The sequence below is a fragment of the Mycobacterium sp. IDUB_28 genome (assembly GCF_055419285.1).
This window is the reverse complement of record NZ_JBVAXK010000019.1, coordinates 18617-40219: the sequence shown is the minus strand read 5'-3', so window position 1 is coordinate 40219 and position 21603 is coordinate 18617. Positions and strand designations below refer to the sequence as shown.

The following is a 21603-nucleotide window of genomic DNA, read 5'->3' as shown; positions in this document are numbered from 1 at the left end:
ACCGATCTGGTGCGGGCCTATCAGTCGATGGCCAGCACCCATGAGGCCAACACCATGGCCATGCTGGCCCGCGACGGTGCCGAAGCCGCCAAGTGGGGCGGCTAGCAGCCGCATAGCCGGACCAGAGACAGACCTAGATGAACTCGACGCCCAATGCCGTCGAGCTGACGGTCGACCAGGCGTGGTTCATCGCGGAAACCGTTGGGGCGGGCAGTTTTCCGTGGGTGCTCGCCATCACCATGCCCTACCGTGATGGCGGGCAACGAGCCGCGTTTCTCGATCGTCAGCGCGACGAGCTGACCCGGATGGGGTTGATGACGCCGGATGCGGTCATCAACCCGAGCGTCGCCGGCTGGATCAAAGTGGTGTGCTTCCCGGACCGATGGCTCGATCTGCGGTACCTGGGACCCACCCGCCCCGACGGCGCCGGCGACATGCTGCGCGGCATCGTGGCGCAGCGCGCCGGTAAGACGGTGGTCGCGCTGCGCAGCGCGCAGCTGGTCACCTTCACAGCGATGGACATCGACGACCCGCGGGCGCTGGTCCCGGTGCTGGGGGTCGGTTTGGCGAACCGGCCGCCGGCCCGGTTCGACGAGTTCAACATGCCCACCCGCGTCGGGGCCCGGGCCGACGAGCGGCTGCGCGCCGGTGCTCCGCTCGCCGAAGTCCTTGACTACCTGGGCATCCCGGCTTCGGCGCGACCGGTGGTGGAGTCGGTCTTCGCCGGATCGCGCAGTTACGTCGAGATCGTCGCGGGCTGCAACCGCGACGGCCGGCACACCACCACTGAGGTCGGCATGAGCCTGGTCGACACCGCAGCGGGCCGGGTCCTGGTCAGCCCGACCCGCGCGTTCGACGGCGAATGGGTTTCGACCTTCGCGCCCGGAACGACGTTCGCCACCGCCGTGGCGATCGAACAACTGACCTCCTACCTGCCGGACGGGGAGTGGTTCCCCGGGCACCGGCTGGCCCGAGACTTCTCCGCCCAGACCAGCTAGCAATTCACGACCCCAAGAGATGAATCAGAAAGAGAGCACGATGCTGCAGCAACGGCCCCCACACAGTTCGGTGGTCCAGTGACGGCCGGGACCGTCATGCCGATCGTTCGCGTCGCCATCCTCGCGGACAGTCGTTTGACGGAAATGGCATTGCCCGCCGAGTTGCCGCTGCGCGAAATCCTGCCTGCGGTACAGCGTCTGGTGGTTCCCGCGGCCGGCAACGGGCATGCGGGTGAGTCCGCCGACGCCGGGGCGGCCACCCACCTGAGCCTGGCGCCGATCGGTGGCGCACCGTTCAGCCTGGACGCCAGCCTGGACACCGTCGGCGTGGTCGACGGTGATCTGCTGGCGCTGCAGCCGGTGCCCGCCGGTCCCGCGGCGCCGGGCATCGTCGAGGACATCGCCGACGCGGCGATGATCTTTTCGACGTCGCGGCGAAACCCCTGGGATATCAAACACATCCGTCGTGGCGCGCTGGCCGCGGTCCTCGTACTGACGCTGGTGGCGACCGGCTTGTCGGTCACCCACCGGGTCGCCACCGGGGCGTTGGCGGGTCTGGTCGCGGTCAGCGCGGTCGCTGCACTGATCGCCATCACCGGCCTGCTGACCACGACGCGTTCCCCGCGCACCGGGATCGCGTTGTCGATCACCGCGCTGGTGCCGATCGCGGCTGCGCTGGCGCTGGCGGTGCCGGGCCGGTTCGGACCCGCCCAGATCCTGCTGGCCGCGGCCGGCGTGGCCGCGTGGTCGCTGGTCGCCCTGATCGTGCCCAGCACCGAGCGGGAGCGCGCCGCGGCATTCTTCACCACGACGGCGGTGGTGGGCCTGGCGGTGGCATTGGCGGCCGGTGCCGAATTGCTCTGGCATTTACCAACTCTGACGATCGGCTGCGGGCTGATTGTCGCGGCGCTGTTGATCACCATTCAGGCGCCCCAGCTTTCGGCGCTGTGGGCGCGGTTCCCGCTGCCCGTCATCCCGGCACCGGGTGACCCGTCGCCGGCTCCGCCGTCGCTGCGGGTGCTCGAGGATCTGCCGCGGCGGGTGCGCATCGGTGACGCACACCAGAACGGATTCATCGCCGCCGCCGTGCTGCTCAGCGTCGCCGGTTCGGTGGCCATCGCGTTGCGTCCCGAGACGCTGAGCGTCGCCGGCTGGTACGTGGTGGTGGCGACCTCGCTGGCGGCCACGCTGCGGGCCCGGGTGTGGGATTCGGCGGCCTGCAAGTCCTGGCTGCTCGCGCAGCCCTTCCTGGTGGGCGCCGTGCTGCTGGTGTACTACACCGCGACCGGCCGATACGTCGCTGCCCTCGTGACGGTGCTGGTGCTCGCCGTGCTGGTGCTGGCGTGGGTGGTGGTGGCCCTGAACCCGGCCATCGCCGCGCCGGACAGCTACTCGCTGCCGCTGCGTCGCCTGCTGGGCTTCGTCGCGGTGGGCCTGGATGCCTCGCTGATCCCGGTGATGGCGTTCCTGGTGGGGCTGTTCGCCTGGGTGCTCAATCGATGATGCGTGCCGGATCAGCCTGCCTGGCAGCCAGCCTGCTGGCCTTGCAGGCGGGCCTGGCGGCGCCACCGGCGCTGGCGGTGAGTCCGCCGGTGGTGGACGCCGCCGCGCAACCGCCCAGCGGTTCCCCGGGACCTGTGCAGCCGATGGAACAGCGCGGCCAGTGCAGCGTCTCCGGGGTCATGCCGGGCACCGACGCGGGCAACCCCACCCCGAGTCAGACGTCGCTGAATCTTCCGGCGGCCTGGCAGTTCTCCCGCGGTGAAGGTCAACTGGTCGCGATCATCGACACCGGGGTGCGGCCGGGGCCGCGGCTGACCAACGTCGATGCCGGCGGTGACTTCGTGGAGTCCACCGACGGCCTGACCGACTGCGACGGGCACGGCACCCTGGTCGCCGGGATCGTCGCCGGCCAGCCCGGTGACGACGGCTTCTCCGGGGTCGCTCCGGCGGCCCGGCTGCTGTCCATCCGGGTGACATCGGCCAAGTTCTCGCCGCGCACCTCCGGCGGTGATCCGGCCGCGGCGCGCGCCGCCATCGACATCGAGGGGCTGGCGAGGGCCATCGTGCACGCCGCCGACCGCGGCGCCCGGGTGATCAACATCTCCGCGATCACCTGCCTGCCCGCAGATCGCCCGGTCGACCAGGCCGCGCTGGGCGCGGCGATCAAGTACGCGGCGGTGGAGAAGGACGCGGTGATCGTGGCCGCCGCCGGCAACACCGGGCCGACCGGCTCGGTCGCGGGCGGAACGTCCTGCGACTCCAATCCGCTGACCGACCTGAGCCGGCCCAACGACCCGCGCAACTGGGCGGGCGTCCGGTCGGTCTCGGTGCCGTCCTGGTGGCAGCCGTATGTGCTGTCGGTCGCCTCAGTGGGCTCCGACGGCCGTCCGTCGAAGTTCACCATGTCCGGACCGTGGGTGGGGATCGCCGCACCCGGTGAGAACATCGCGTCGGTGAGCAACGGTGACGGTGGCGGCCTGGCCAACGGGTTGCCCGACGACCACCAGCAGCTGATCGCGCTCAGCGGCACCAGCTATGCGGCCGCCTACGTCTCGGGCGCGGCGGCATTGGTGCGCGCGAAGTATCCCGGACTGCCGGCCGGCGAGGTGGTGCGCCGCCTCACCGCAACCGCGCAGAACGGTCCCCGAGACCCGTCCAACGTCGTCGGCGCCGGCACCCTGGATCCGGTAGCGGCCCTCACCTGGCAGTTGCCCGAGGGTCCGGCGAACCCGCCGCCGTCGGTGCGGCCGGTCACCGTGCCGCCGCCACCGGCCGCCGAGGACACCACCCCCCGCAACGTCGCTTTGACCGGTGCCGGCGTGCTGACGTTGCTCGTCATAGTCACCGCCGCAACGGTGGCGGTAGTGCGCCGCCGAAAGGAGCCCACCCCGTGAGCCGACTCACCGGATCCACCTGGAAGCCGGGCAGTGGCCGGATCACCCTGGCCCTGCTGGCCGCGGTGCCCGCCGTCATGGCCTATCCCTGGCAGTCCTCCCGTGCCTACCTGCTGATCGGCATTGCCGTCGTCGCACTGATTCTGCTGTTCGGCCGCTGGCGCGGGCTGTATTTCACCACGATCCTGCGTCGCCGGCTGGCGATCCTGCTTCGGGGCGGCGGTCCGGCGCCCGACCCGGACGCCGACACCCGCACCACGGCCCTGCTGCGGGTCGGTCCGGGCCCCTCGGAGTCCGACGCGCTGCCGTTGCCGCTGATCGCCGGTTACCTGGACTGCTACGGCATCCGCGCGGACAGCATCCGGATCACCAACCGGGACACTGCCTCCGGCCGCCGGGAGACCTGGATCGGTCTGACGTTGTCCGCCGTGGACAACCTGGCGGCACTGCAGGCCCGGTCGTCGCGGATCCCGTTGCACGAGACTGCTGAGGTGGCCGCCCGCCGCCTCGCCGACCACCTGCGCGAAATCGGGTGGGAAGCCGCCACGGTGGTGCCCGAGGACGTTCCGGAACTGCTGCCCGCGCCGGCCGGGAAGGGAACTCGCGAGACGTGGCGTGCGGTGCAGCTGGGCGCATCGGATTATGTTGCGGCATACCGGGTTACGGTTGACGGTGAGCTGGCCGAGGTGTTGAGCGAGGTGCGCGCGCAGTCAGCGCGCGAGACCTGGTCGGCGCTGGAGATTGCGCGCGGCGGCCACGGCAGCCCGTACACGGTTGCCGCGGCGTGCGCGTTCCGGGCCGATCAGGCGCCGGGCAGCGCGGCACCCGCAGCCGGATTGACCCTGGAACGCGGGAACCAACGGCCGGCGCTGGCGGCGCTGGATCCGCTGTCCACGCAGCGCCTCGCCGGGCACACCGAAGAACCCGCCGACCTGCTGGCCGGCTTGGCCTGGACCACGCGGGCCGCCGGCGCGCACCGCGCGCCCAACAGTGAGGCCGCCACCCAGGTCATCGCGGTGGGGCGCAACTGACGGCTCAGTCGTACATGAACTGGTGCAGGAACGGCGTCATCCGGCGCAGGTAGTCCAGCTGGCTGACGTGCAGCACGTGGCTGCCGGGGAACCAGTGCAGCGCGCACCGGTCCCAGTGCTCCCACAGCGCCACCGCGTGCTCGGGCGGTGCCATCCGGTCGCCCAGGCCGGTGATGATCATCCGGCGGTTCTTGGGCAGCAGCGGCTGGTAGTTCAGCGGACCGTGATAGGCCAGGCCGGCGCTGAGTTCCGCGCGGCTGATGCCGGTGAGTCGCAGACCCAGGCCCATGAGGGTGCTGGCCGGGAACCATTCGGCGAACAGATCGCCGGGTGTGACGACGGGGCAGTTGGGGATGACGGCCTCGAGCCGGTCGTCGACCGAGGCCACCAGGGCCGACGTGTAGCCCCCCAGTGACAGTCCGGTCAGCGCGATCCGCTCGACACCGGTGCCCTGCAGGTAGTCCACGACCGAGCGAAAGTCGTGCACCGCCTGAGCCATCGCCTCGGCAAAGCCACTCAGCCCGCCGGCGAAGTAGCCGTAACCGCTGAAAGGTGAACATCTTTCGGCCCGCTTGCCGTGAAAAGGCAAGGTGTACAACAAAACATCGTAACCGGACCGGAAATACCAGGGCAGCGAGAAGAACAGTCCGTTGAACACGTACGACGAACCCATGAAGCCGTGGATCACGCACAGCGTCGGTCGCGGCCCGTCGTCGTGCCGCCAATGCTGGGCGTGCACGATGTTGTTGGCGGACAACGCACTCCACCGCTTGCGCAGCGCGGGGTTGACGGCCCGGAAGCTGCTGGGGAAAGCGATGTTGTCGATGGTGGCCAGCGCCACCCGTTCGGCGAGCCGGCTGGGCTGCCGTCGCACGTTCTGCGGCGGTGCCGCCGGCGCCGGGAACGACTTGCGTGGATCCTGCTCGGCCCCGAGTTCGGCATAGAACCTCAGGTTGCTGCGTTCACCGGCGGAATTGACGCGGCGCAGGTTGGCGCTGACCACGGCCGGCGCCACCGTGGTGGCCAGCAGCGAGGACGCCGCGGTGCGCAGCGCCACATCGCCGATCGCCGAGGCCTCCACCACCAGGCGCTGGCGCAGCGAGAGTGCCGAGCGAGCGGGCAGTCCCTCGACCGTGGCGTCGGCCCCGGGCACATCGGGAACCGGGACCGGCGGGCTGATCGGATCCGCCTCGGCGGTCACCTCTGGGATCTCGGACATCTCGCCGATCGTAACTCGGGCGCGGTCGGTGACCGCGGTGGGAAACGACCCCGTTGATATCGACAATTTCCCCCCGGCTGCTGCGATGTGTGGTGGGGTCCGGTAATACGGTTTGTCTAAGACACACCCGGACACGCTCGACGGTGTCGATCAGGAGGACCGATATGTGGGATCCCGATGTCTACCTGGCTTTCGCCGATCATCGCAGCCGTCCGTTCTACGACTTGCTGTCCCGGGTCGGGGCCGACCGGGCCCGCCGGGTGGTCGACCTGGGTTGCGGTCCCGGTCATCTGACCCGCTACCTCACCAAACGCTGGCCCGGCGCGGTGATCGAGGCGATCGACAGCTCCCCGGAAATGGTGACGGCCGCCCGGGAACGCGGAATCGATGCCACCACCGGCGACCTGCGCAACTGGAAGCCCCAGCCCGACACCGACGTGGTGGTCAGCAATGCGGCCTTGCACTGGGTGCCCGAGCACTCCGAATTGCTGGTCCGGTGGACCAAACAGCTGCCCTCCGGATCCTGGATCGCCGTGCAGGTGCCGGGGAACTTCGAGACGCCGTCACACGCCGTGGTGCGGGCCCTGGCGCGTCGTGAGCCGTACGCAAAAATCATGCGGGACATCCCGTTTCGGGTGGGTGCCGTGGTGCAGCCGCCGTCGCACTATGCCGATCTGCTGATGGACGCCGGTTGCCGGGTCGACGTCTGGGAGACCACCTACCTGCACCAGTTGACCGGTGCGCACCCGGTTTTGGAGTGGATCACCGGCACCGCGTTGGTGCCGGTGCGCGAACGCCTGGACGACGAGGGCTGGGAGCAGTTCCGCGCCGAACTCGTCCCGCTGCTGGACGACGCATACCCGCCGCGGCCCGACGGCACGACGATCTTTCCGTTCCGGCGGGTGTTCCTGGTGGCCCAGGTCGGTGGCGCCGCCCGCTCAGGTCGTTAGCCCGGGCTCGACCTCGTCTTCGATGCCGCGGTCCACCGCGATCGCCGACCGGCTGGTGGCCGGGGTGCGATGGATCTGCAGGTAGGTCTCGGTGTATCGCTCGGCGATGCGGGTGCCGGCGAAGTCCGACGGAATCACGTCACCGGTGCGCTGACGCCAATCATGCAGCCGAACGGCGAGATCCGCCGCGATGGAATTCCGTTCGCCGCCGCCGTTCGCCCCGGCCAGCAGGTTCGTGGTCTCGGTGGGATCGGCTCGCAGGTCGTACAGTTCGCGTTCCGGGCGGGGTGCGGTGACCAACGGGGCGATGGCCAGTCCCGACGGGCTGGCCTCGATGTCCCACGGCAGATCCAGCAGCGGGCGCGGGACGTAGTTCTCGATGTAGCTGTATTCCTTGGTGCGGATGGCCCGAATGGGATCGAACGAGTCGTGGTAGGTCTTCGTGGTGTACACGTGGTCGCGCACCGGTGCGTGCGCGTCCGCCGCGGTCAGCGCATCGGCATGTGAGATGCCGTCGATGTCGGCGGGCGCGTCCACACCCAGCAGACCCAGCAGGGTGGGCAGCAGATCGACGCCGCTGAACAACTCGTCGTAGACGCGCGGAGTCACCGCCGTCCCGGTGGGTGGCCGGACGATCAGTGCTATGCCGGTACCCGCGTCGTACAGGGTGGATTTCGCCCGCGGGAACGCCGGGCCGTGGTCGGTGAAGAACACCACCCAGGTGTTGGTGTCCAGCCCGGTGTCGGCAAGCGTGTCCAATATCGTGCCCACCGCGGCGTCCGCGGTGCTGATCGACCCGTAGAAATCGGCGAGGTCCTGCCGCACCTCGGGTGTGTCGGGCAGGTAGTCGGGTAGTTCGACGGCCGCGCTGTCCGCCGGCTCGTACCGGTCGTGCGGGTAGGGCCGGTGCGTTTCGAAAAACCCCGCCGTGAGCAGGAAGGGCCGCCCGACGGTGTCGGCGGTACGGTCCCGCACCCACTCGTGCAGCCACTGCCCGACCTTGTCCACCACGTACTCGCAGTAGGAGTTGGATACGTCGAACTCGTCGAACCCCAACCGCTTTGGATACGACGTTTCGTGCTGCATGCCGAAGAGGGCTGAGTACCAGCCTGCTTCGCCCAGGAATTGGGGCAGGGTGCGCACGTCGCCGCGGTATTCCCAGCCGTGGTGCGCCAGGCCGATCAGGCCGTTGCTCTGCGGGTAGCGACCGGTGAACAGCGACCCGCGCGACGGCGAGCACAGTGGCGCGGTGGCGTGCGCCCTGGTGAACAGAATGCCCTCGGCGGCAAGGCGATCCAGCCGCGGACTCGATACGTCCGGGTGGCCGTACACCCCGAGGTGACGTCCCAGGTCGTGCCAGTGCACCAGCAGGATGTTCTGCCGGTTCTGTGCTGCGTGCGCCTCGGTCAACGTGGCCTCACCCTCCTGCCGGCCCTTCCACGGGCAGCGCCGGACTCCATTGGTTCACTGCGACGAACTCGTGCAACGGGCGCGCCACCGCCCAGCGGTCCAGTTCCAGCGCGGGCCGGTCCGGGAACTCCGGTACCGGTCCCAGGCACAGGATCGCCACCGGTTCCGCGCCGGGGGGCATCTGCAGCAGCCCGGCCAAGCGCTGCGGGTCGAACAACGACACCCAACCCATGCCCAGGCCTTCGGCCCGCGCCGCCAGCCACAGGTTCTGAATCGCGCACGAGGCCGAGGCCAGGTCCATCTGCGGCAGCGTGCGCCGGCCGAAGATGTGCGCGGCCCGTCCGTCGGGCAGCGCCACCACCAGCAACTCAGCACAGTCCAGGATGCCCTCGACCTTCAAGGCCAGGAACTCGGCTTCCCGCGGGCCCAGTGCCGCACCGGTGAGTACCCGTTCCGCCTCGACCAGCGAGTGAATGCGCCGGCGCAACCGGTCTTCGGTGATCCGGATGAAACGCCACGGCTGCATCAGGCCCACACTGGGGGCCGCGTGCGCAGCGTGCAGCAGCCGGGTCAGCACCTCCTCGGGCACCTCGCCGCCGGCCACGAAGCGGCGCATGTCCCGTCGCTCGGCGATCGCGCGGTATACGGCACGGCGTTCTGCCACGGTGAACGCGTGATCGGTCACCCCGCCATCGTAGGAACTATGGGCTGTAGCTGACGCCCACCGCGCGGAACACGTACTCGGGTGGCACGTCGAACGCCAGCGACCGCCGCGGCAGCCGGGCCAGCACGTCCTCGCCGATGGTGTCTTTGAAATGCAGCGAGAGATGCCCGTGGAACCGCTCGTCGACCGCGGCGGTGTCCAGGTCGAATTGCAATCCCGTCGCGGAGATCTCCGCGGTCGCCGCTCCGCGGTCGGCCGCGTCCCAGCGCACGTCCACCGCGCGTCCGGCGAGCTTGGGCACCACCGACAGCGTCGCCAGCACCCGCTGCGAAGTGAACGCCAGTGCGCCGACATAGCCGGCGACGCTGCCCTGGGACCGGATGCCCGGAATGGCGCCACTGAACCTCCTGGTCACCGGGATGCACTCGGCCAGGTGGAGCAAACCCTCGCCGTCGAGCTGAGCCCGTAGCTCGGCAGGCAATTTGCCGACGCCGAACAACTTACGAACAATCACGGCCATGACGCCAGTATGGGGCGGTTCCGTCAGGCCCGCATCGACCCTGGTGCCGGTGTCGCGGTGACCGGCGTGACGATCACCCGGCGTCTGTCGTGGCCAACTTGGCTGGCGGTGGCGGCGCTGGTCCTCTACGCCGCGCTGTGGGTCGGGCACCGCCGGCAGTGGGGCTGGCTGCACGCGTTCGACTGGTCGCTGCTCAATCCGGCGCACGAGATCGGCGTGGCACATCCCGGCTGGGTGTGGTTCTGGGCCGGGGTGTCCTTCGTCCTGGGGCCGGTCCCGCTGCGGTTGCTGGGATTCGCGCTGGCTGTCATCGCGCTGTCCCGGCGCCGGGCGCGCATGGCGCTGCTGCTGTTGTGCTGCGGACCGCTCAACGGGTTCGTGACCTTGGTGGCCAAGGGCCTGGCCGGCCGGCCGCGACCGTCGACGGCACTGGTGGTCGCCCGGGAGACGTCGTTTCCGTCCGGCCATGCCCTCGAGGCGACGGCCACCGTGCTCGCGCTGCTGACCCTGTTGTGGCCGATGTGCACAAGCCGGCGGCTGCGCGTCGCCGCGGGCGCCGTGGGCGGTCTGGCGGTATTCACCGTCGGTGTGGCCCGGGTGGCGCTCAACGTGCACCACCCCTCGGACGTGATCGCGGGCTGGGCGTTGGGCTATGTGTATTTCCTGCTGTGCCTGTGGGTGTTTCGACCCGTCCGGCCGGGCACGGCCGAGCCGGTCGGGGATGCCGAGTCACGGCCGCGTGACCCAATCGGGCCTTAACCTTTACTTGACCCTTACCCGCGGCGGTCTGACGATGAAACGATGCGCCGACTGGTTGCTCTGCTGTGTGCTGCGGTGTGCGCCGTCGTGTGGGCCACGGGGTTCGCACAGGTCGCTGCGGCTGCCGGCAATCCGTGGTTCGCCAACTCGGTCGGCAACGCGACACAGGTCGTTTCGGTGGTCTCCACCGGCGGGTCCAACGCGAAGATGGACATCTACCAGCGCACCGGGACCGGCTGGCAGGCGCTGAAGACCGGAATCCCCACCCACGTCGGTTCGGCGGGGATGGCACCGCAGGCCAAGAGCGGTTATCCGGCCACCCCGATGGGGGTCTACAGCCTGGACTCCGCATTCGGCACCGCACCGAATCCCGGTGGCGGACTTCCCTATACGCAAGTGGGGCCGAACCACTGGTGGAGCGGCGACGACCACAGCCCCACCTTCAACTCCATGCAGGTGTGTCAGAAAGCCCAGTGCCCCTTCAACACCGGTGAAAGCGAGAATCTGCAGATTCCGCAGTACAAGCATTCGGTGGTGATGGGCGTCAACAAGAACAAAGTGCCCGGTGGGGGTGCTGCGTTCTTCTTTCACACCACCGACGGCGGGCCCACCGAGGGCTGCGTGGCGATCGACGACGCCACCCTGGTCTCGATCATCAAGTGGTTGCGGCCCGGCGCCGTCATCGCGATCGCGAAGTAGCACACCGCTTTCGGGTCAGTCCGCCGTATCGGCCCGGGCCCGGCCGGGTTTGACGTGGAACTTGAGGTCGGCCACCGACATCGTCGCCTCATAGGTGCGGTCGTAGCCGGTCGCGCTGATCCGCCATCCCGCGGCTGTGCGCCGGTAGGAGTCCCGGTAGAAAGCCGCACCGATCAGCATGAAGTCGAACTCGGCGACGATGACCCGGTCCTGCAGGTACCAGATGCCCGACGCGGTGTCACCCGTCACGGTGATCTCCGGATGCGTCACCCGGTGCTCGGTGACCACACCGGGCCCCATCGCCGAGCTCAGATACTCGACCAGGTCCGTGCGGTTGTCGAAGTGCAATTCCTTGCCCAGCGAGGACCCGTAGGCGCCTACGATGTCCTCGGTCATCGTGTCGGCGAACTCGGTCCAGTTCTTGGTGTCCATCGCGCGCAGGTAACGGTACTTGACCTGTTTGATCGCTTCGACGTCGGCGATCCGGGTTACCACGTCTTCTTCAAGGCTCACCTGGTCATTGCAGCACATCGCTGCCGTGCCGGTGCGGAGTCCCCGGTCCCGGTGGGTTCTGTCAAGGGTGCCGCTCATACCTTTTCGATGACGACACGGCTACGAGGCTATACCAATGAGGTTGGTGCCGAACCATATTCGGTCGTCGCGGATATGGTTGACGCGCTGGCCACCGACCCTGTCGACGAAAGTATTCGCCATATGTTCGACCCGCTGGGGTTGTCGATCGGGACCATGAACTTGGTCGCGGCGGTGAACGGGAAGTCCCCCGTGACCCGTCGTGCCGTGCTCACCCTGTATCCACACTGCGCCCCGAAACTTGTTCCGCCCGAGGCGGATTCGAGCACGCCCGCGCTGGGCATCCCGATGAGTAGCTTCGTGGAACGCATCGGCGATTCGGTCGCGCTGCTCGCACCGGACGGCTCTGCGCACGACCCTGACCTGTTGACGGTCGAGGCGCTGGAGGCCATGGTGGTCGCGATCGGGGCCGATTCCAGTTGCGCGGAGATTGCGATCGCCGTTCCCGCGCACTGGAAGCCGAGCACCGTGCAGGCATTGCGCGACGCACTGCGAACGCACGTCGGCTTCGTCCGCAGTGGGATGGCCCCGCGCCTGGTGTCCGATGCGACAGCGGCGCTGACCGCGGTGAAATCGGAGACGGAACTACCGTCCGCCGGCATGGTGGGGCTGCTGGATTTCGGCGGCTCGGGAACGCAGGTCACCCTGCTGGACACCAAGGACGATTTCGAACCTGTCGGCGCCACAATGCGTTACGAGGATTTTTCCGGCAACCAGCTAGATCAGGCCCTGCTGCTGCACGTGATCGACACCCTCGGTCACCAGGACGCCGATCCGGGCAGCACCGCCGCCGTGGGTCAACTGAACAAGTTGCGGGTGCAGTGCCGCGAGGCCAAGGAGCGGCTGTCCGCTGATGCTGTTACCGAACTGGCCGTTGAGCTGGCCGGGTCCGATACCACTGTGGAGCTCACCCGGGACACGTTCGAGGACCTGATCCAAGACCGGCTGACCGGGTTCATCTACGCATTCGACGACATGCTGGCGCGCAACAACTCCTGCTTCGCCGACCTGGCCGCGCTGGTCACCGTCGGCGGCGGCGCCAGCATCCCGCTTGTGGCCCAGCGACTTTCGGTGCACACCCGGTTGCCGATCCTGACCGCCTCGCAGCCGGTGTGCGCCGCGGCGCAGGGTGCATTGCTGTTGGCCGACCGCGGCGACCTGCTGGACCTGCGGACCCGGACGTCGATCGGGATGCCGGCCAGGAATTCCGGGGCGATCGCGGCACTGGGCACCAGCCTGATCGACCGGCCGGCCGGCGACCTGCTGGTGATCGATCATGATGCGCTGACCGACCGCGAGCTGGCATGGTCGCAAACCGAGTTTCCGGAAGTGCTGACCCGGTTCGAGAAGGAGTCCTACGACGAGGACGGCCCCTGCTTCTCGATGCGGCTGAACGTGATCGACCCGCCCAGGGAACCGCCGTGGCGCCGCTTCCGGTTGTCGCAGGTGCTCATCGGGTTGTGTGCCGCGGTCGCTATGACCGCGATCGGCGGGGTCGCCATCACCTTGACCGCCATCGAACACCGGCAGGCGCCGCAGAAGGCTCCGGTGGTCCCCAGCGCAGTACCCACACCGCCGTCCCCCAGCGCCACGCTGCCTAACCCGCTGCCGGCCACTCCGGTCGAACCCAGCCCGCTGCCGCCGCCCAGCCAGGCGGTGGTCCCCAGCCCGGTGCCGCCACCGAGTGCGGAGACACCGGCGCCGCCACCACCGCCACCGCCACCCCCGGTGCCGTCGATGACCACCACCAGACCGGCGCCGGTAACCACCACCCGGCCGCCTGCGGCCACGACGCCGCTCACCACGGCGCCGGCCTTGGCGGCGGAGGCACCGAGTGCGGCCGAGGCGCCCAGCGCGGCGGAGGTGCCGAGCCCGTCGGAATCGCCGTCGTCGGTGCGGATGACCACCCAGTGGTTACACGTGCCGCTGCTGCCGGTCCCGATCCCGATTCAGGTGCCGGCCAACGGTGCCCCGCAGAATCAGGTCCCGCAGAACCAGGTCCCGCCGGACCCGGGTCCGCAGAACCCGTTCTCCTCCCCGGGCAGTCCCTAGCGGACGACCCTGCCCACATAGCCGTCCCCTCCGTGCGCGGGTAGGCTTTTAGCTGGCAAACTGCATATAGGCCAGTTAAAACCGGTCGCTCCCACGTGGGGCGGAATGTTGTCGACGGCGGCCGCGCGGTGGGTGGTTCGCCTAGACCCTGTAACGAGCTCGACGGCTTGGAGGGGTTGGAGGGGTTATGGACATCGTCCTCGGGGTATCGATGGAGCCCTCGGCAGTCCGAATGCTGCTGATCGAAGGGGTCAACGCCGACGGCGTCACCGTCGAAGAAGAGAACATCGAAGTCTCCTCGTCACCGGCGGCGCAAGCGGTCGACGCGCTGATCGGAACCCGTGAGGGCGCGCTCGAGGGTGGCTGCCGACTGACTTCGACCGGGGTCACCTGGACCGACCCCGGCCAGGTGCCCGCGCTGCGCACCGAACTCGCTGCCCGCGACATCACGGGCGTGATGCTGGTGTCTCCGCTGCTCGCCGCGGCCGCGCTGGCGCAGACGGTGGGTGCCGCGCTCGACTACCGCCACATCGCGATGCTGTTCGTCGAGACCGACAGCGCCACGCTGGCCGTCATCGACGTCGCAGACGGCTCGATCGTCGACCTGCACCGCCAGCCGTTACGCGAGTCCCTGGCTGCCGAGCTGGTGACGATGGTCGCCGGGCTCGACGGGCCGGGATCCCGCGCCGACGGGGTGTTCCTCGTCGGGTGCGGTGTCGACGTCGTCGCCGTCAAACCCACCCTGGAAGCGGTGACGTCGCTGGTGGTCAGCATTGCCGAGGAGCCGGAGATGGCGCTGGCCCGCGGCGCCGCACTGGCTTCGGCGAACGCGCCGCTGTTCGCGGCGTCGACCGCGGCGCTGGCCTACGCGCTGGACCCGGGCACCGGTGAGGTGAACTCGCGCGCACTGACCCCCAGTTATCTCGATGTGTGTGCGATGGCCGGTGTCGACGAGGGTTCCCTGGCCTACAGCGCCGTGGACGACGCGGGCGACATCGAGCACGACCCCGCGGCGACTGGCCTGTTCGCGCGGCACCGGCCGCTGGCGCTGGTCAGTGGCGCGGCGGCCGGCATCGCCGCCGTGGTGGGCGGGATGCTGGTGATGTCGCTGGCCGGCGATGTGCGCCCGACCGCGGCGCAGGAGTCCGCCCCGCGCTCGATTGTGCAGACGCCGCCGCTGCGGGCACCGGCCACCGAGCTGCCGGCGCAGGTGCTGGCACCGGCCTCGAGTGCGCCCCCGGCCGCGGCGCCGCCGACCGAGGTGGCTGCACCGGCCCCGGCCGCAGCTCCGCCACCGGTCGCCGCGCCGCCGGTGCAGACGGTCACCAAACCGGCCCAGGCCCCGGTGAACATGGCGCCCCAGCCCCGCAGGCAGCCCACCCGCCAGGCACCCCCGCCGGTGCAGACGCCGGTGCAGCAGGCTCCGCCACCATCAGCGCCGCCCCCGGCCGCACCCGCGCCGCCGGCTCCGGCACCCGCGGCGCCGACGCCGGTCATGACGGCCTACCTGCACCTGCCGTTCTTCTCGATCCCGATTCCGATCAACCCGCCGCCCCCGCCGCCGGCCCCGCCGGCGCCGGCACCGTGACGCCGGGCGGGCACGTGGCACAACCCGCCGGATGAGCGCAGACTGGGTGGTAACCCTTTCGACTTAGGAGGTCGCGTGAGCGGCAGTGGTTCTTCAGGTGGCGGATTCGGCTTCGACCCCGACGACTTCGACCGGGTGCTCAGGGAAGGTACCGAGGGGCTGCGCGACGCTTTCGAGCGCATCGGCAAATTCGTCGGCGGCCCGGGCGCCCGATCGGGCTGGTCGGCGCTCTTCGAGGATTTGTCGTCGTCGCGGCGCCCCCGCCCGGAGCCGGAGACCACCGGCGACATCGGTGACGGAGTGTGGGCGATCTACTCGGTGGATGCCGGCGGCGACGCCCGGGTCGAGCAGGTCTACGCAACCGAACTCGATGCACTGCGCGCCAACAAGAACAACACCGACCCCAAACGCAAGGTGCGGTTTTTGCCGTACGGCATCGCGGTCAGCGTGCTGGACGATCCGAACACCGACGACGCGGCCGGCGACTCGACCGACTGAGCCGGCGCTCAGCCCTGTTCGACCACGTTGTTGCTGCCGGACTTGCTGATCTTCGGCGAGCCGGAGTGGTAGGTGATCTTGTTGTTCAGTCCGGACGCGTCGATGGCGTCGGAGGTCTCGACGGTGACGATGTTCTGCAGGCCGGAGACCGTGACCGTGGCGCAGTGACCGGTGATCGTCACGGTGTTCGAGATGCCGCTGACGGTGATCTCGTTGCCGTCGCAGCTGACCGAGCGGTTCTCGTTGATTCCGGAGACGATGACCGGCTCGGCGGCCGGGACGGCCGCTGAGGACGTCGGTCCCGCGCTTGGTGCGTGGGTCTTGCCGGTGGGCGGATTGCCCCGCGTTGCGCCGGGCGCGGTGCTCACCGCCGTCGTCTCGGCCGGGCCGACCGGTTCGCTCTCGGACACCTGACGGGCGACGTAGGCGGCGATACCGCCCACCAGGACCAACACGCCGAGCACGCCGACGGCGGCCAGAATCCAGAACCAGCGCATTCCGGACGACGTCCTGGGCGCGGTGCCGGGATACGGCGTGTTGTAGCCGTAGGGCGGCGGTATCGGCCCGGGTGGCGGCGGTGGATAGCTGTAGCCGCCCGCGGCGCCCGATTCGGATGCCCGCGCGGTGTCGGCCAGCGGTTGCTCCAACTCGCGAATCCGGGCTTCCGGATCCTCAGCTGAGTTCATGCCGAGATGCTCCCACACCCGCCGCACGTGGGAATAGGCTCGGCGGCGTGCCCGAGTTGCCGAATCGTCAAATCGTGTTGCGCCGCCGTCCCACCGGGCTGGTCCGGCCCGAGGACACCGAGCTGGTCACCCGCCCGGCACCGGAACCCGCCGCGGGTGAGGCGTTGCTGCGCACCACTTACGTCGGGCTGGACGCCGCGGTGCGGACCTGGCTCGACGACCAGCCCAGCTACCTGCCGCCGGTGCAGATCGGCGAGGTGATCCGCGCCGCCGGGATCGGCCAGGTCGTCGAAACACGTTGCGACGCTTACGCTGTCGGCGACATCGTCACGACGCTCACCGGCTTCCAGGAGTACGTCCTGATTCGCGACGACGTGTTCAGCACGCCGATCCCGGGTGAGGACAACCAACTGGCGATCATGTCCGTGTACGGGCCCACCGGTGCCACCGCCTACTTCGGGATGACCGACATCGGCCGGCCGCAACCCGGGGAGACGGTGGTGGTCTCGGCCGCGGCCGGTGCCACCGGTTCGGTGGCCGGGCAGATCGCCAAGATCGCCGGCGCCCGGGTGGTCGGCATCGCCGGCGGCCCGGACAAGTGCCGGGCGGTGGTGCAGGATTTCGGTTTCGACGCCTGCATCGACTACAAGAACGACGACCTGCCGACCGCGCTCAAACAGCACTGCCCGCGCCGCGTCGATGTCTACTTCGACAACGTCGGCGGACCGATCCTTGACGCAGTGCTCGGCAGGCTGGCCCCCAAAGCCCGGGTGGTGCTGTGCGGCGTCATCTCCAGTTACCTGACCGGGGAGCACCCGGGCCCGGCCAACTACGTGAACTTGCTGTCCAAGACCGCGCTCATGCAGGGGTTCAACGCGCTGGACCAGTGGGGGCGCTTCGACGAGGCCTTCGCCAACCTGCGTCAATGGGAGTCCGAGGGCCGCCTGAAGCACCGCCAGACCATCTTCGAGGGCATCGAGTCCTGTGTCGACGCGCTCAACGGACTGTTCACCGGGGCCAACATCGGCAAGACGCTGGTCAAGGTGAGCGATCCGGGCTGAGCCGGCCCGGGGTCGGCCGACACACCGTCGCTGACCTCCAGGTATTGCGCCACGCGTCGGCGGAGTCCGCGCATCGCCAGGCGGGCTGCTATCTTCCTTGCCATGCCTCAGATGGACCGTCGCCGCATGATCATGATGGCGGGATTCGGCGCACTGGCAGCCGCGATACCGGCTCCGGTCGCGGGAGCCAGCCCGTCCCGCCCGACACCGGCTGCGCCGGCCGCGGGCGCCTCCGGCGGCTTCATCTGGCACGACGAGTTCGACGGGCCGGCCGGCTCGGCGCCAGACCCGTCCAAGTGGTCGGTGTCCACCAACCGCACGCCGATCAGGAACCCGGTCGGCTTCGACCAGCCGCAATTCTGGGGGCAGTACCGCGACAGCCGGCAGAACGTGTTCCTGGACGGCAATTCCAATCTGGTGCTGCGGGCCACCCGCGACGGCGGCGGGGTGTTCGGCGGTCTGGTGCACGGGCTGTGGCGTGGCGGCGTCGGCACCACCTGGGAAGCCCGGATCAAGATGAACTGCCTGGGGCCCGGTATGTGGCCGGCCTGGTGGCTGTCCAACGACGACCCCGGCCGCAGCGGCGAGATCGACCTGATCGAGTGGTACGGCAACGGCACCTGGCCCTCCGGCACCACCGTGCACGCCAACCCGGACGGCACCGCGTTCGAGACGCACCCGATCGGGGTGGACGGCGCCTGGCACAACTGGCGGGTCCGCTGGGACGTCACCGGCATGTACTTCTGGGTGGATTACACCGAGGGCGCGGCGCCCTACTTCTCGGTGCCGGCCACCGGTATCGAGAACCTGGACGAGCCCTTCAAGGAATGGCCGTTCAATGACCCGGGCTACACCGTGTTCCCAGTGCTGAACCTCGCGGTCGGCGGGTCCGGCGGCGGTGACCCCGCTGCCGGCAACTACCCGTCGGACATGCTGGTCGACTGGGTGCGGGTGTTCTAAGCGCCGGAATTGCTCAGGTAGAGGTTCCAGAGTCCGTCAGAGCCTTGGCGGCAGTCCCAGTGCGTGTACGCGCCGTCGTTGTGGGTGATCTCGACGTGCGGGCCGTCGGCCTGGCAGGCGGCCTCGGTGGCATAGCTGCCTTCCACCTGCACCTCGTCCGCATTGGCCAAACCCACCGCGGTGCTCATCAATCCGCCGGCTGCCACCAGAATCCCCGCGGCGATAACGGTCCTCATCAGTAGCCCCTTTCCGGAGTTCGTTGGTCGGGGGATTGCCCGAGCGGCGGCCATCGAAACGTGAGCTACATCCGGTCATTCGAACGTATGATCGACCGATGGGCCGGCTGGCATCGATCGGGTACAACGGGCAGCCGTTGCGCGGCCCGTTCCGGGTGGTGCGCCCGCCCGTCGCGGTGTTGATCGACCTGACGGTGCTGTTCCCGCGCGAACCGCACCGGTCCGGCCGCTACCACCCGAACGGTCTGCAGCTGCACAAGGTGGTGGAGGGCCGGTTGAGCTGCTGGGGCATCTGCGAACAGGGCGACTGGTGGGGGTTGGTGACCTACCCGGTGGAGTTCGGCGCGAAGCGCAAGTCCGTGACGCACTGGGTGCCGGCCTGGACGTTGCGCCGCAAAGGCGCCTGACCGCGGCGCGGAGTCGACGTAACGCCGGCAGTTAATGTTGGCGTGATGAACCTGCGGCCCACGCGACCACTGCACAGCGTCAAACAGATCACCCGCGGGCTGGGCGCCCTGGACCGCGAATTGTTCGAGGCGATCGCCGAGACCCCCACGCCGTTGCTGGATTCCGCCATGCCCCCGCTGACCCGGGCGGCCGATCACTCCAAATTGTGGTTCGCCATCGCCGGTGTGCTGCTGGCGACCGGAAAACATTCCGCGCGGCGCGGCGCGGTCCGCGGTTTGGTGACCCTGGGCGCGGCCAGCCTGTTCACCAATCAGGGCGCCAAGCGAATCCGGCAGCGGCCGCGTCCGCGCTACGAGTCGGTGCCGTTGATCCGGCGGACGCGCCGCCGTCCGACCTCGAACTCGCTGCCGTCGGGGCATTCCGCCAGTGCCGCGGCGTTCGCGGTGGGGGTGGGTCTGGAGAATCCTCCGTTGGGCTTCGGACTGGCCATGCTGGCGGGTCTGGTTGGCCTGTCGCGGGTGGCCACCGGCGCGCACTACCCGGGCGATGTCGTGATCGGCTTCAGCATCGGGGCCGGTTTGGCCGTGACCGGCGGTCGGCTGATTCCGCCGATCGTCGAGGCTTCGCTGCCGAAGACCGAGCCGCTCCTGGTGTCGGTGCCGGAACGGCCCGACGGCGCGGGCGTGGTCCTGGTGGTCAACCCCGCGTCGGGCAGCGGGACCGGCGCCCGGGTGTTGGATCAGGTGCGCGCCGAGTTGCCGGCGGTGGAGATCGTCGAACTGGGACCCGACGACGACCCGGTCCAGGTGCTGCGCGACGCCGCCGAACGCGCCGAGGTGCTCGCCGTCGCCGGCGGTGACGGGACGGTGTCTGCGGGAGCGGCGGTCGCTGCCCAGACCAAGTTGCCGCTGGCGGTGTTTCCGGCCGGAACGTTCAACCATTTCGCCAAGGACATCGGTTGCGAGACGGTGGCTAAGACGGTGCGTGCGATCCGCCGCGGCACGGTGGCATGCGTGGATCTGATGTGCCTCAATGACAGCCAGATGGTGGTCAACACCGCCAGCATCGGCGCGTATCCCGCCTTCGTGCGCAGGCGGGAGAAGATGGAGAAGCGGATCGGCAAGCCGCTGGCCGGTTTCTACGCCATGTGGCGCACCCTGCGCAACGAACAACCGGTCCGCATCCGCTACGACAATAAGACGCTGCAGACCTCGCTGTTCTTCGTCGGCAATTCTCTTTATCTGCCAACGGGATTCGCGCCGGCTCGGCGTACCCGGATGGACGACGGCCTGATCGATGTGCGCATCCTGGAAACCGGTCGCCGCCTGGCGCGAACCAGGATCGTCGCCGCGCTCGCGCTGGGCCGGCTGCAGCGCAGCCCGCTGTACCACGAGATGCAGGTGCCGGAGTTCACCTTCACCGCCGTCGACGGTCCGACCGTGATCGCCCACGACGGTGAGGTGGGGCAGATGTACGACAAGGCCACCTTCATCTCCAAATACCGGGCGCTGCCGGTGTATCGGTCGCTGCGCTGAGCGTCATTCCGCCGGTTGACCGCCGTGGCGGCGGTAGGCCGACGGGGGCCGGCCCCACGCGCCGCGGAACGCCCGGGTGAACGAGCTGGCGCTGTCGAACCCGACCCGGGTGGCGACCTGCAGCACACTCAGCTCGGGATCGGCCAGCAGCGCCGCGGCCCGCATCAGGCGGGTCTGCTGCGTGTACTCGCGCCAGGTCATCTGCAGTTCGCGGTTACACAGCCGGCGCAGCGAGCGCGGCGACACCCCCGCCGCCGCGGCTGCGTCGTCAATAGTGATGTCTGCCAACGTATTACGAGTGTGCCTGAGCGCTGCCGCGAGTTGCGGATGACTGGTCGTCGGCACGCTGAACGGATGCTGCACCTCGAGCAGTTCGGCGAGTAGTTCGGCGAAGCAGTGGAAGTACGCGTCCGCGACGTGATCTGACGACCTGCGATCGATGGGCCAGCGGCAGGCGTAGCTGATCATCTGCCGGAGCAGCGGCGAAACCGCCACGATCCCGGCCTCCTGCCGCGCCGGCCGCAGGTGCTTGGTGTGCAGGAAGATCGAGATGGAACGCACTCGAGTGTCGATCGTGCTGATGTGCCCGAGCCCGGCGGGAATCCACGCGGCCTGCCGTTCGGACAGCACGTAGGCGCCCGCATCCGTCTCCACTTCCAGCACGCCCTGCACGACGTACTCCAGCTGGTGCAATTCGTGGGCGTGCCGCGGGGTCGTCACCCGATGGCCCTCGTAGACGAATGCGCCGGCAGTCGCGGCACCGCCCTGGCGCATATCCACCAGCACAGTGCTGTCCGCTGCGGACGCGTTCGTGTCCGTTCGTGCAGAGAAAGTCATCGCG

General features: G+C 69.3%; 22 protein-coding genes and 1 pseudogene. 15 read left to right on the top strand and 8 right to left on the bottom strand.

Annotation, left to right across the window (positions count from 1 at the left end):
• From ACZYZ9_RS25230 to eccE, 5 genes and pseudogenes are all read left to right on the top strand, one after another.
• Positions 1 to 105 (top strand): annotated as a pseudogene (locus ACZYZ9_RS25230) (WXG100 family type VII secretion target); the annotation flags it as partial.
• A gap of 32 nt (positions 106 to 137) precedes the next feature.
• Complete coding sequence (locus ACZYZ9_RS25225; protein ID WP_463828911.1) at positions 138 to 998, top strand: ESX secretion-associated protein EspG; 861 nt, start codon at positions 138 to 140, stop codon at positions 996 to 998.
• Positions 999 to 1094: 96 nt separating this feature from the next.
• Positions 1095 to 2501, top strand: coding sequence for a type VII secretion integral membrane protein EccD (eccD, locus tag ACZYZ9_RS25220; protein WP_463828910.1), 1407 nt, complete (start codon positions 1095 to 1097; stop codon positions 2499 to 2501).
• Positions 2498 to 3895 carry a type VII secretion-associated serine protease mycosin gene (gene mycP, locus ACZYZ9_RS25215; protein WP_463828909.1) on the top strand — a complete coding sequence of 466 codons (1398 nt, stop codon included), beginning with the start codon at positions 2498 to 2500 and terminating at the stop codon, positions 3893 to 3895. The genes eccD and mycP overlap by 4 nt, the downstream gene beginning before the upstream one ends.
• The gene (gene eccE, locus ACZYZ9_RS25210; RefSeq protein WP_463828908.1) at positions 3892 to 4926 is read left to right on the top strand and encodes a type VII secretion protein EccE; all 1035 of its coding nucleotides are present in this window, start codon (positions 3892 to 3894) and stop codon (positions 4924 to 4926) included. The genes mycP and eccE overlap by 4 nt, the downstream gene beginning before the upstream one ends.
• Positions 4927 to 4930: 4 nt before the next feature.
• Here eccE and ACZYZ9_RS25205 read toward each other — a convergent pair whose 3' ends face one another.
• The gene (locus tag ACZYZ9_RS25205; protein WP_463828906.1) at positions 4931 to 6145 is read right to left on the bottom strand and encodes an alpha/beta fold hydrolase; all 1215 of its coding nucleotides are present in this window, start codon (positions 6143 to 6145) and stop codon (positions 4931 to 4933) included.
• 164 nt (positions 6146 to 6309) lie between these two features.
• Here ACZYZ9_RS25205 and ACZYZ9_RS25200 point away from each other — a divergent pair, with 164 nt between their 5' ends.
• Entirely contained in the window at positions 6310 to 7095 is a 786-nt protein-coding gene (locus ACZYZ9_RS25200; RefSeq protein WP_463828905.1) for a trans-aconitate 2-methyltransferase, read from the top strand.
• Here the strand turns inward: ACZYZ9_RS25200 and ACZYZ9_RS25195 are convergent.
• The 3 genes from ACZYZ9_RS25195 to ACZYZ9_RS25185 are packed head-to-tail and all read right to left on the bottom strand — an operon-like array spanning position 7084 to position 9689.
• Positions 7084 to 8505: a sulfatase family protein gene (locus ACZYZ9_RS25195; RefSeq protein WP_463828904.1), complete on the bottom strand. Its 1422-nt coding sequence runs from the start codon at positions 8503 to 8505 to the stop codon at positions 7084 to 7086. The two genes, ACZYZ9_RS25200 and ACZYZ9_RS25195, sit on opposite strands and share 12 nt — an antisense overlap.
• 7 nt (positions 8506 to 8512) lie before the next feature.
• Entirely contained in the window at positions 8513 to 9190 is a 678-nt protein-coding gene (gene bluB, locus ACZYZ9_RS25190) for a 5,6-dimethylbenzimidazole synthase (protein ID WP_463828903.1), read from the bottom strand.
• A gap of 16 nt (positions 9191 to 9206) precedes the next feature.
• Positions 9207 to 9689: a hypothetical protein gene (locus tag ACZYZ9_RS25185; protein WP_463828902.1), complete on the bottom strand. Its 483-nt coding sequence runs from the start codon at positions 9687 to 9689 to the stop codon at positions 9207 to 9209.
• A gap of 72 nt (positions 9690 to 9761) precedes the next feature.
• On the opposite strand from ACZYZ9_RS25185, the gene ACZYZ9_RS25180 reads away from it, so the two are divergent.
• Both ACZYZ9_RS25180 and ACZYZ9_RS25175 read left to right on the top strand, forming a co-directional pair.
• Positions 9762 to 10448 carry a phosphatase PAP2 family protein gene (locus tag ACZYZ9_RS25180; RefSeq protein WP_463828913.1) on the top strand — a complete coding sequence of 229 codons (687 nt, stop codon included), beginning with the start codon at positions 9762 to 9764 and terminating at the stop codon, positions 10446 to 10448.
• A 42-nt stretch (positions 10449 to 10490) separates the two neighbouring features.
• Positions 10491 to 11147: a L,D-transpeptidase family protein gene (locus ACZYZ9_RS25175; RefSeq protein WP_463828901.1), complete on the top strand. Its 657-nt coding sequence runs from the start codon at positions 10491 to 10493 to the stop codon at positions 11145 to 11147.
• 15 nt (positions 11148 to 11162) lie between these two features.
• On the opposite strand, the gene ACZYZ9_RS25170 is transcribed toward ACZYZ9_RS25175, so the two are convergent.
• Positions 11163 to 11678 (bottom strand): nuclear transport factor 2 family protein, encoded by a 516-nt coding sequence (locus ACZYZ9_RS25170; protein WP_463828912.1) that lies wholly within the window; start codon positions 11676 to 11678, stop codon positions 11163 to 11165.
• 183 nt (positions 11679 to 11861) lie between these two features.
• Here ACZYZ9_RS25170 and ACZYZ9_RS25165 point away from each other — a divergent pair, with 183 nt between their 5' ends.
• The 3 genes from ACZYZ9_RS25165 (at position 11862) to ACZYZ9_RS25155 (ending at position 15876) form a co-directional block, all read left to right on the top strand.
• Positions 11862 to 13790 (top strand): Hsp70 family protein, encoded by a 1929-nt coding sequence (locus tag ACZYZ9_RS25165; RefSeq protein ID WP_463828899.1) that lies wholly within the window; start codon positions 11862 to 11864, stop codon positions 13788 to 13790.
• Positions 13791 to 13977: 187 nt separating this feature from the next.
• Complete coding sequence (locus tag ACZYZ9_RS25160) at positions 13978 to 15378, top strand: DUF7159 family protein (RefSeq protein WP_463828897.1); 1401 nt, start codon at positions 13978 to 13980, stop codon at positions 15376 to 15378.
• Positions 15379 to 15453: 75 nt separating this feature from the next.
• Positions 15454 to 15876 carry a hypothetical protein gene (locus ACZYZ9_RS25155; protein WP_463828895.1) on the top strand — a complete coding sequence of 141 codons (423 nt, stop codon included), beginning with the start codon at positions 15454 to 15456 and terminating at the stop codon, positions 15874 to 15876.
• A gap of 8 nt (positions 15877 to 15884) precedes the next feature.
• Here the strand turns inward: ACZYZ9_RS25155 and ACZYZ9_RS25150 are convergent, their stop codons facing one another.
• Positions 15885 to 16562 (bottom strand): DUF3060 domain-containing protein, encoded by a 678-nt coding sequence (locus ACZYZ9_RS25150; RefSeq protein WP_463828894.1) that lies wholly within the window; start codon positions 16560 to 16562, stop codon positions 15885 to 15887.
• A gap of 47 nt (positions 16563 to 16609) precedes the next feature.
• Between ACZYZ9_RS25150 and ACZYZ9_RS25145 the strand changes: the two genes are divergently transcribed.
• Positions 16610 to 17623 carry an NADP-dependent oxidoreductase gene (locus ACZYZ9_RS25145; protein WP_463828893.1) on the top strand — a complete coding sequence of 338 codons (1014 nt, stop codon included), beginning with the start codon at positions 16610 to 16612 and terminating at the stop codon, positions 17621 to 17623.
• Positions 17624 to 17725: 102 nt separating this feature from the next.
• Positions 17726 to 18583 carry a glycoside hydrolase family 16 protein gene (locus ACZYZ9_RS25140; RefSeq protein ID WP_463828892.1) on the top strand — a complete coding sequence of 286 codons (858 nt, stop codon included), beginning with the start codon at positions 17726 to 17728 and terminating at the stop codon, positions 18581 to 18583.
• Here the strand turns inward: ACZYZ9_RS25140 and ACZYZ9_RS25135 are convergent.
• Positions 18580 to 18819 (bottom strand): hypothetical protein, encoded by a 240-nt coding sequence (locus ACZYZ9_RS25135; RefSeq protein WP_463828891.1) that lies wholly within the window; start codon positions 18817 to 18819, stop codon positions 18580 to 18582. The genes ACZYZ9_RS25140 and ACZYZ9_RS25135 overlap by 4 nt on opposite strands.
• Before the next feature lie 98 nt (positions 18820 to 18917).
• Here ACZYZ9_RS25135 and ACZYZ9_RS25130 point away from each other — a divergent pair, with 98 nt between their 5' ends.
• Together ACZYZ9_RS25130 and ACZYZ9_RS25125 are read left to right on the top strand one after the other, a co-directional pair.
• Positions 18918 to 19226: a hypothetical protein gene (locus tag ACZYZ9_RS25130; protein ID WP_463828890.1), complete on the top strand. Its 309-nt coding sequence runs from the start codon at positions 18918 to 18920 to the stop codon at positions 19224 to 19226.
• Positions 19227 to 19271: 45 nt separating this feature from the next.
• On the top strand, positions 19272 to 20762 hold the full coding sequence (locus ACZYZ9_RS25125; protein ID WP_463828889.1) for a diacylglycerol kinase family protein: 1491 nt from the start codon (positions 19272 to 19274) through the stop codon (positions 20760 to 20762).
• Between the two features lie 3 nt (positions 20763 to 20765).
• Here the strand turns inward: ACZYZ9_RS25125 and ACZYZ9_RS25120 are convergent, their stop codons facing one another.
• On the bottom strand, positions 20766 to 21599 hold the full coding sequence (locus ACZYZ9_RS25120; protein WP_463828888.1) for a helix-turn-helix transcriptional regulator: 834 nt from the start codon (positions 21597 to 21599) through the stop codon (positions 20766 to 20768).
• Positions 21600 to 21603 lie beyond the last annotated feature (4 nt).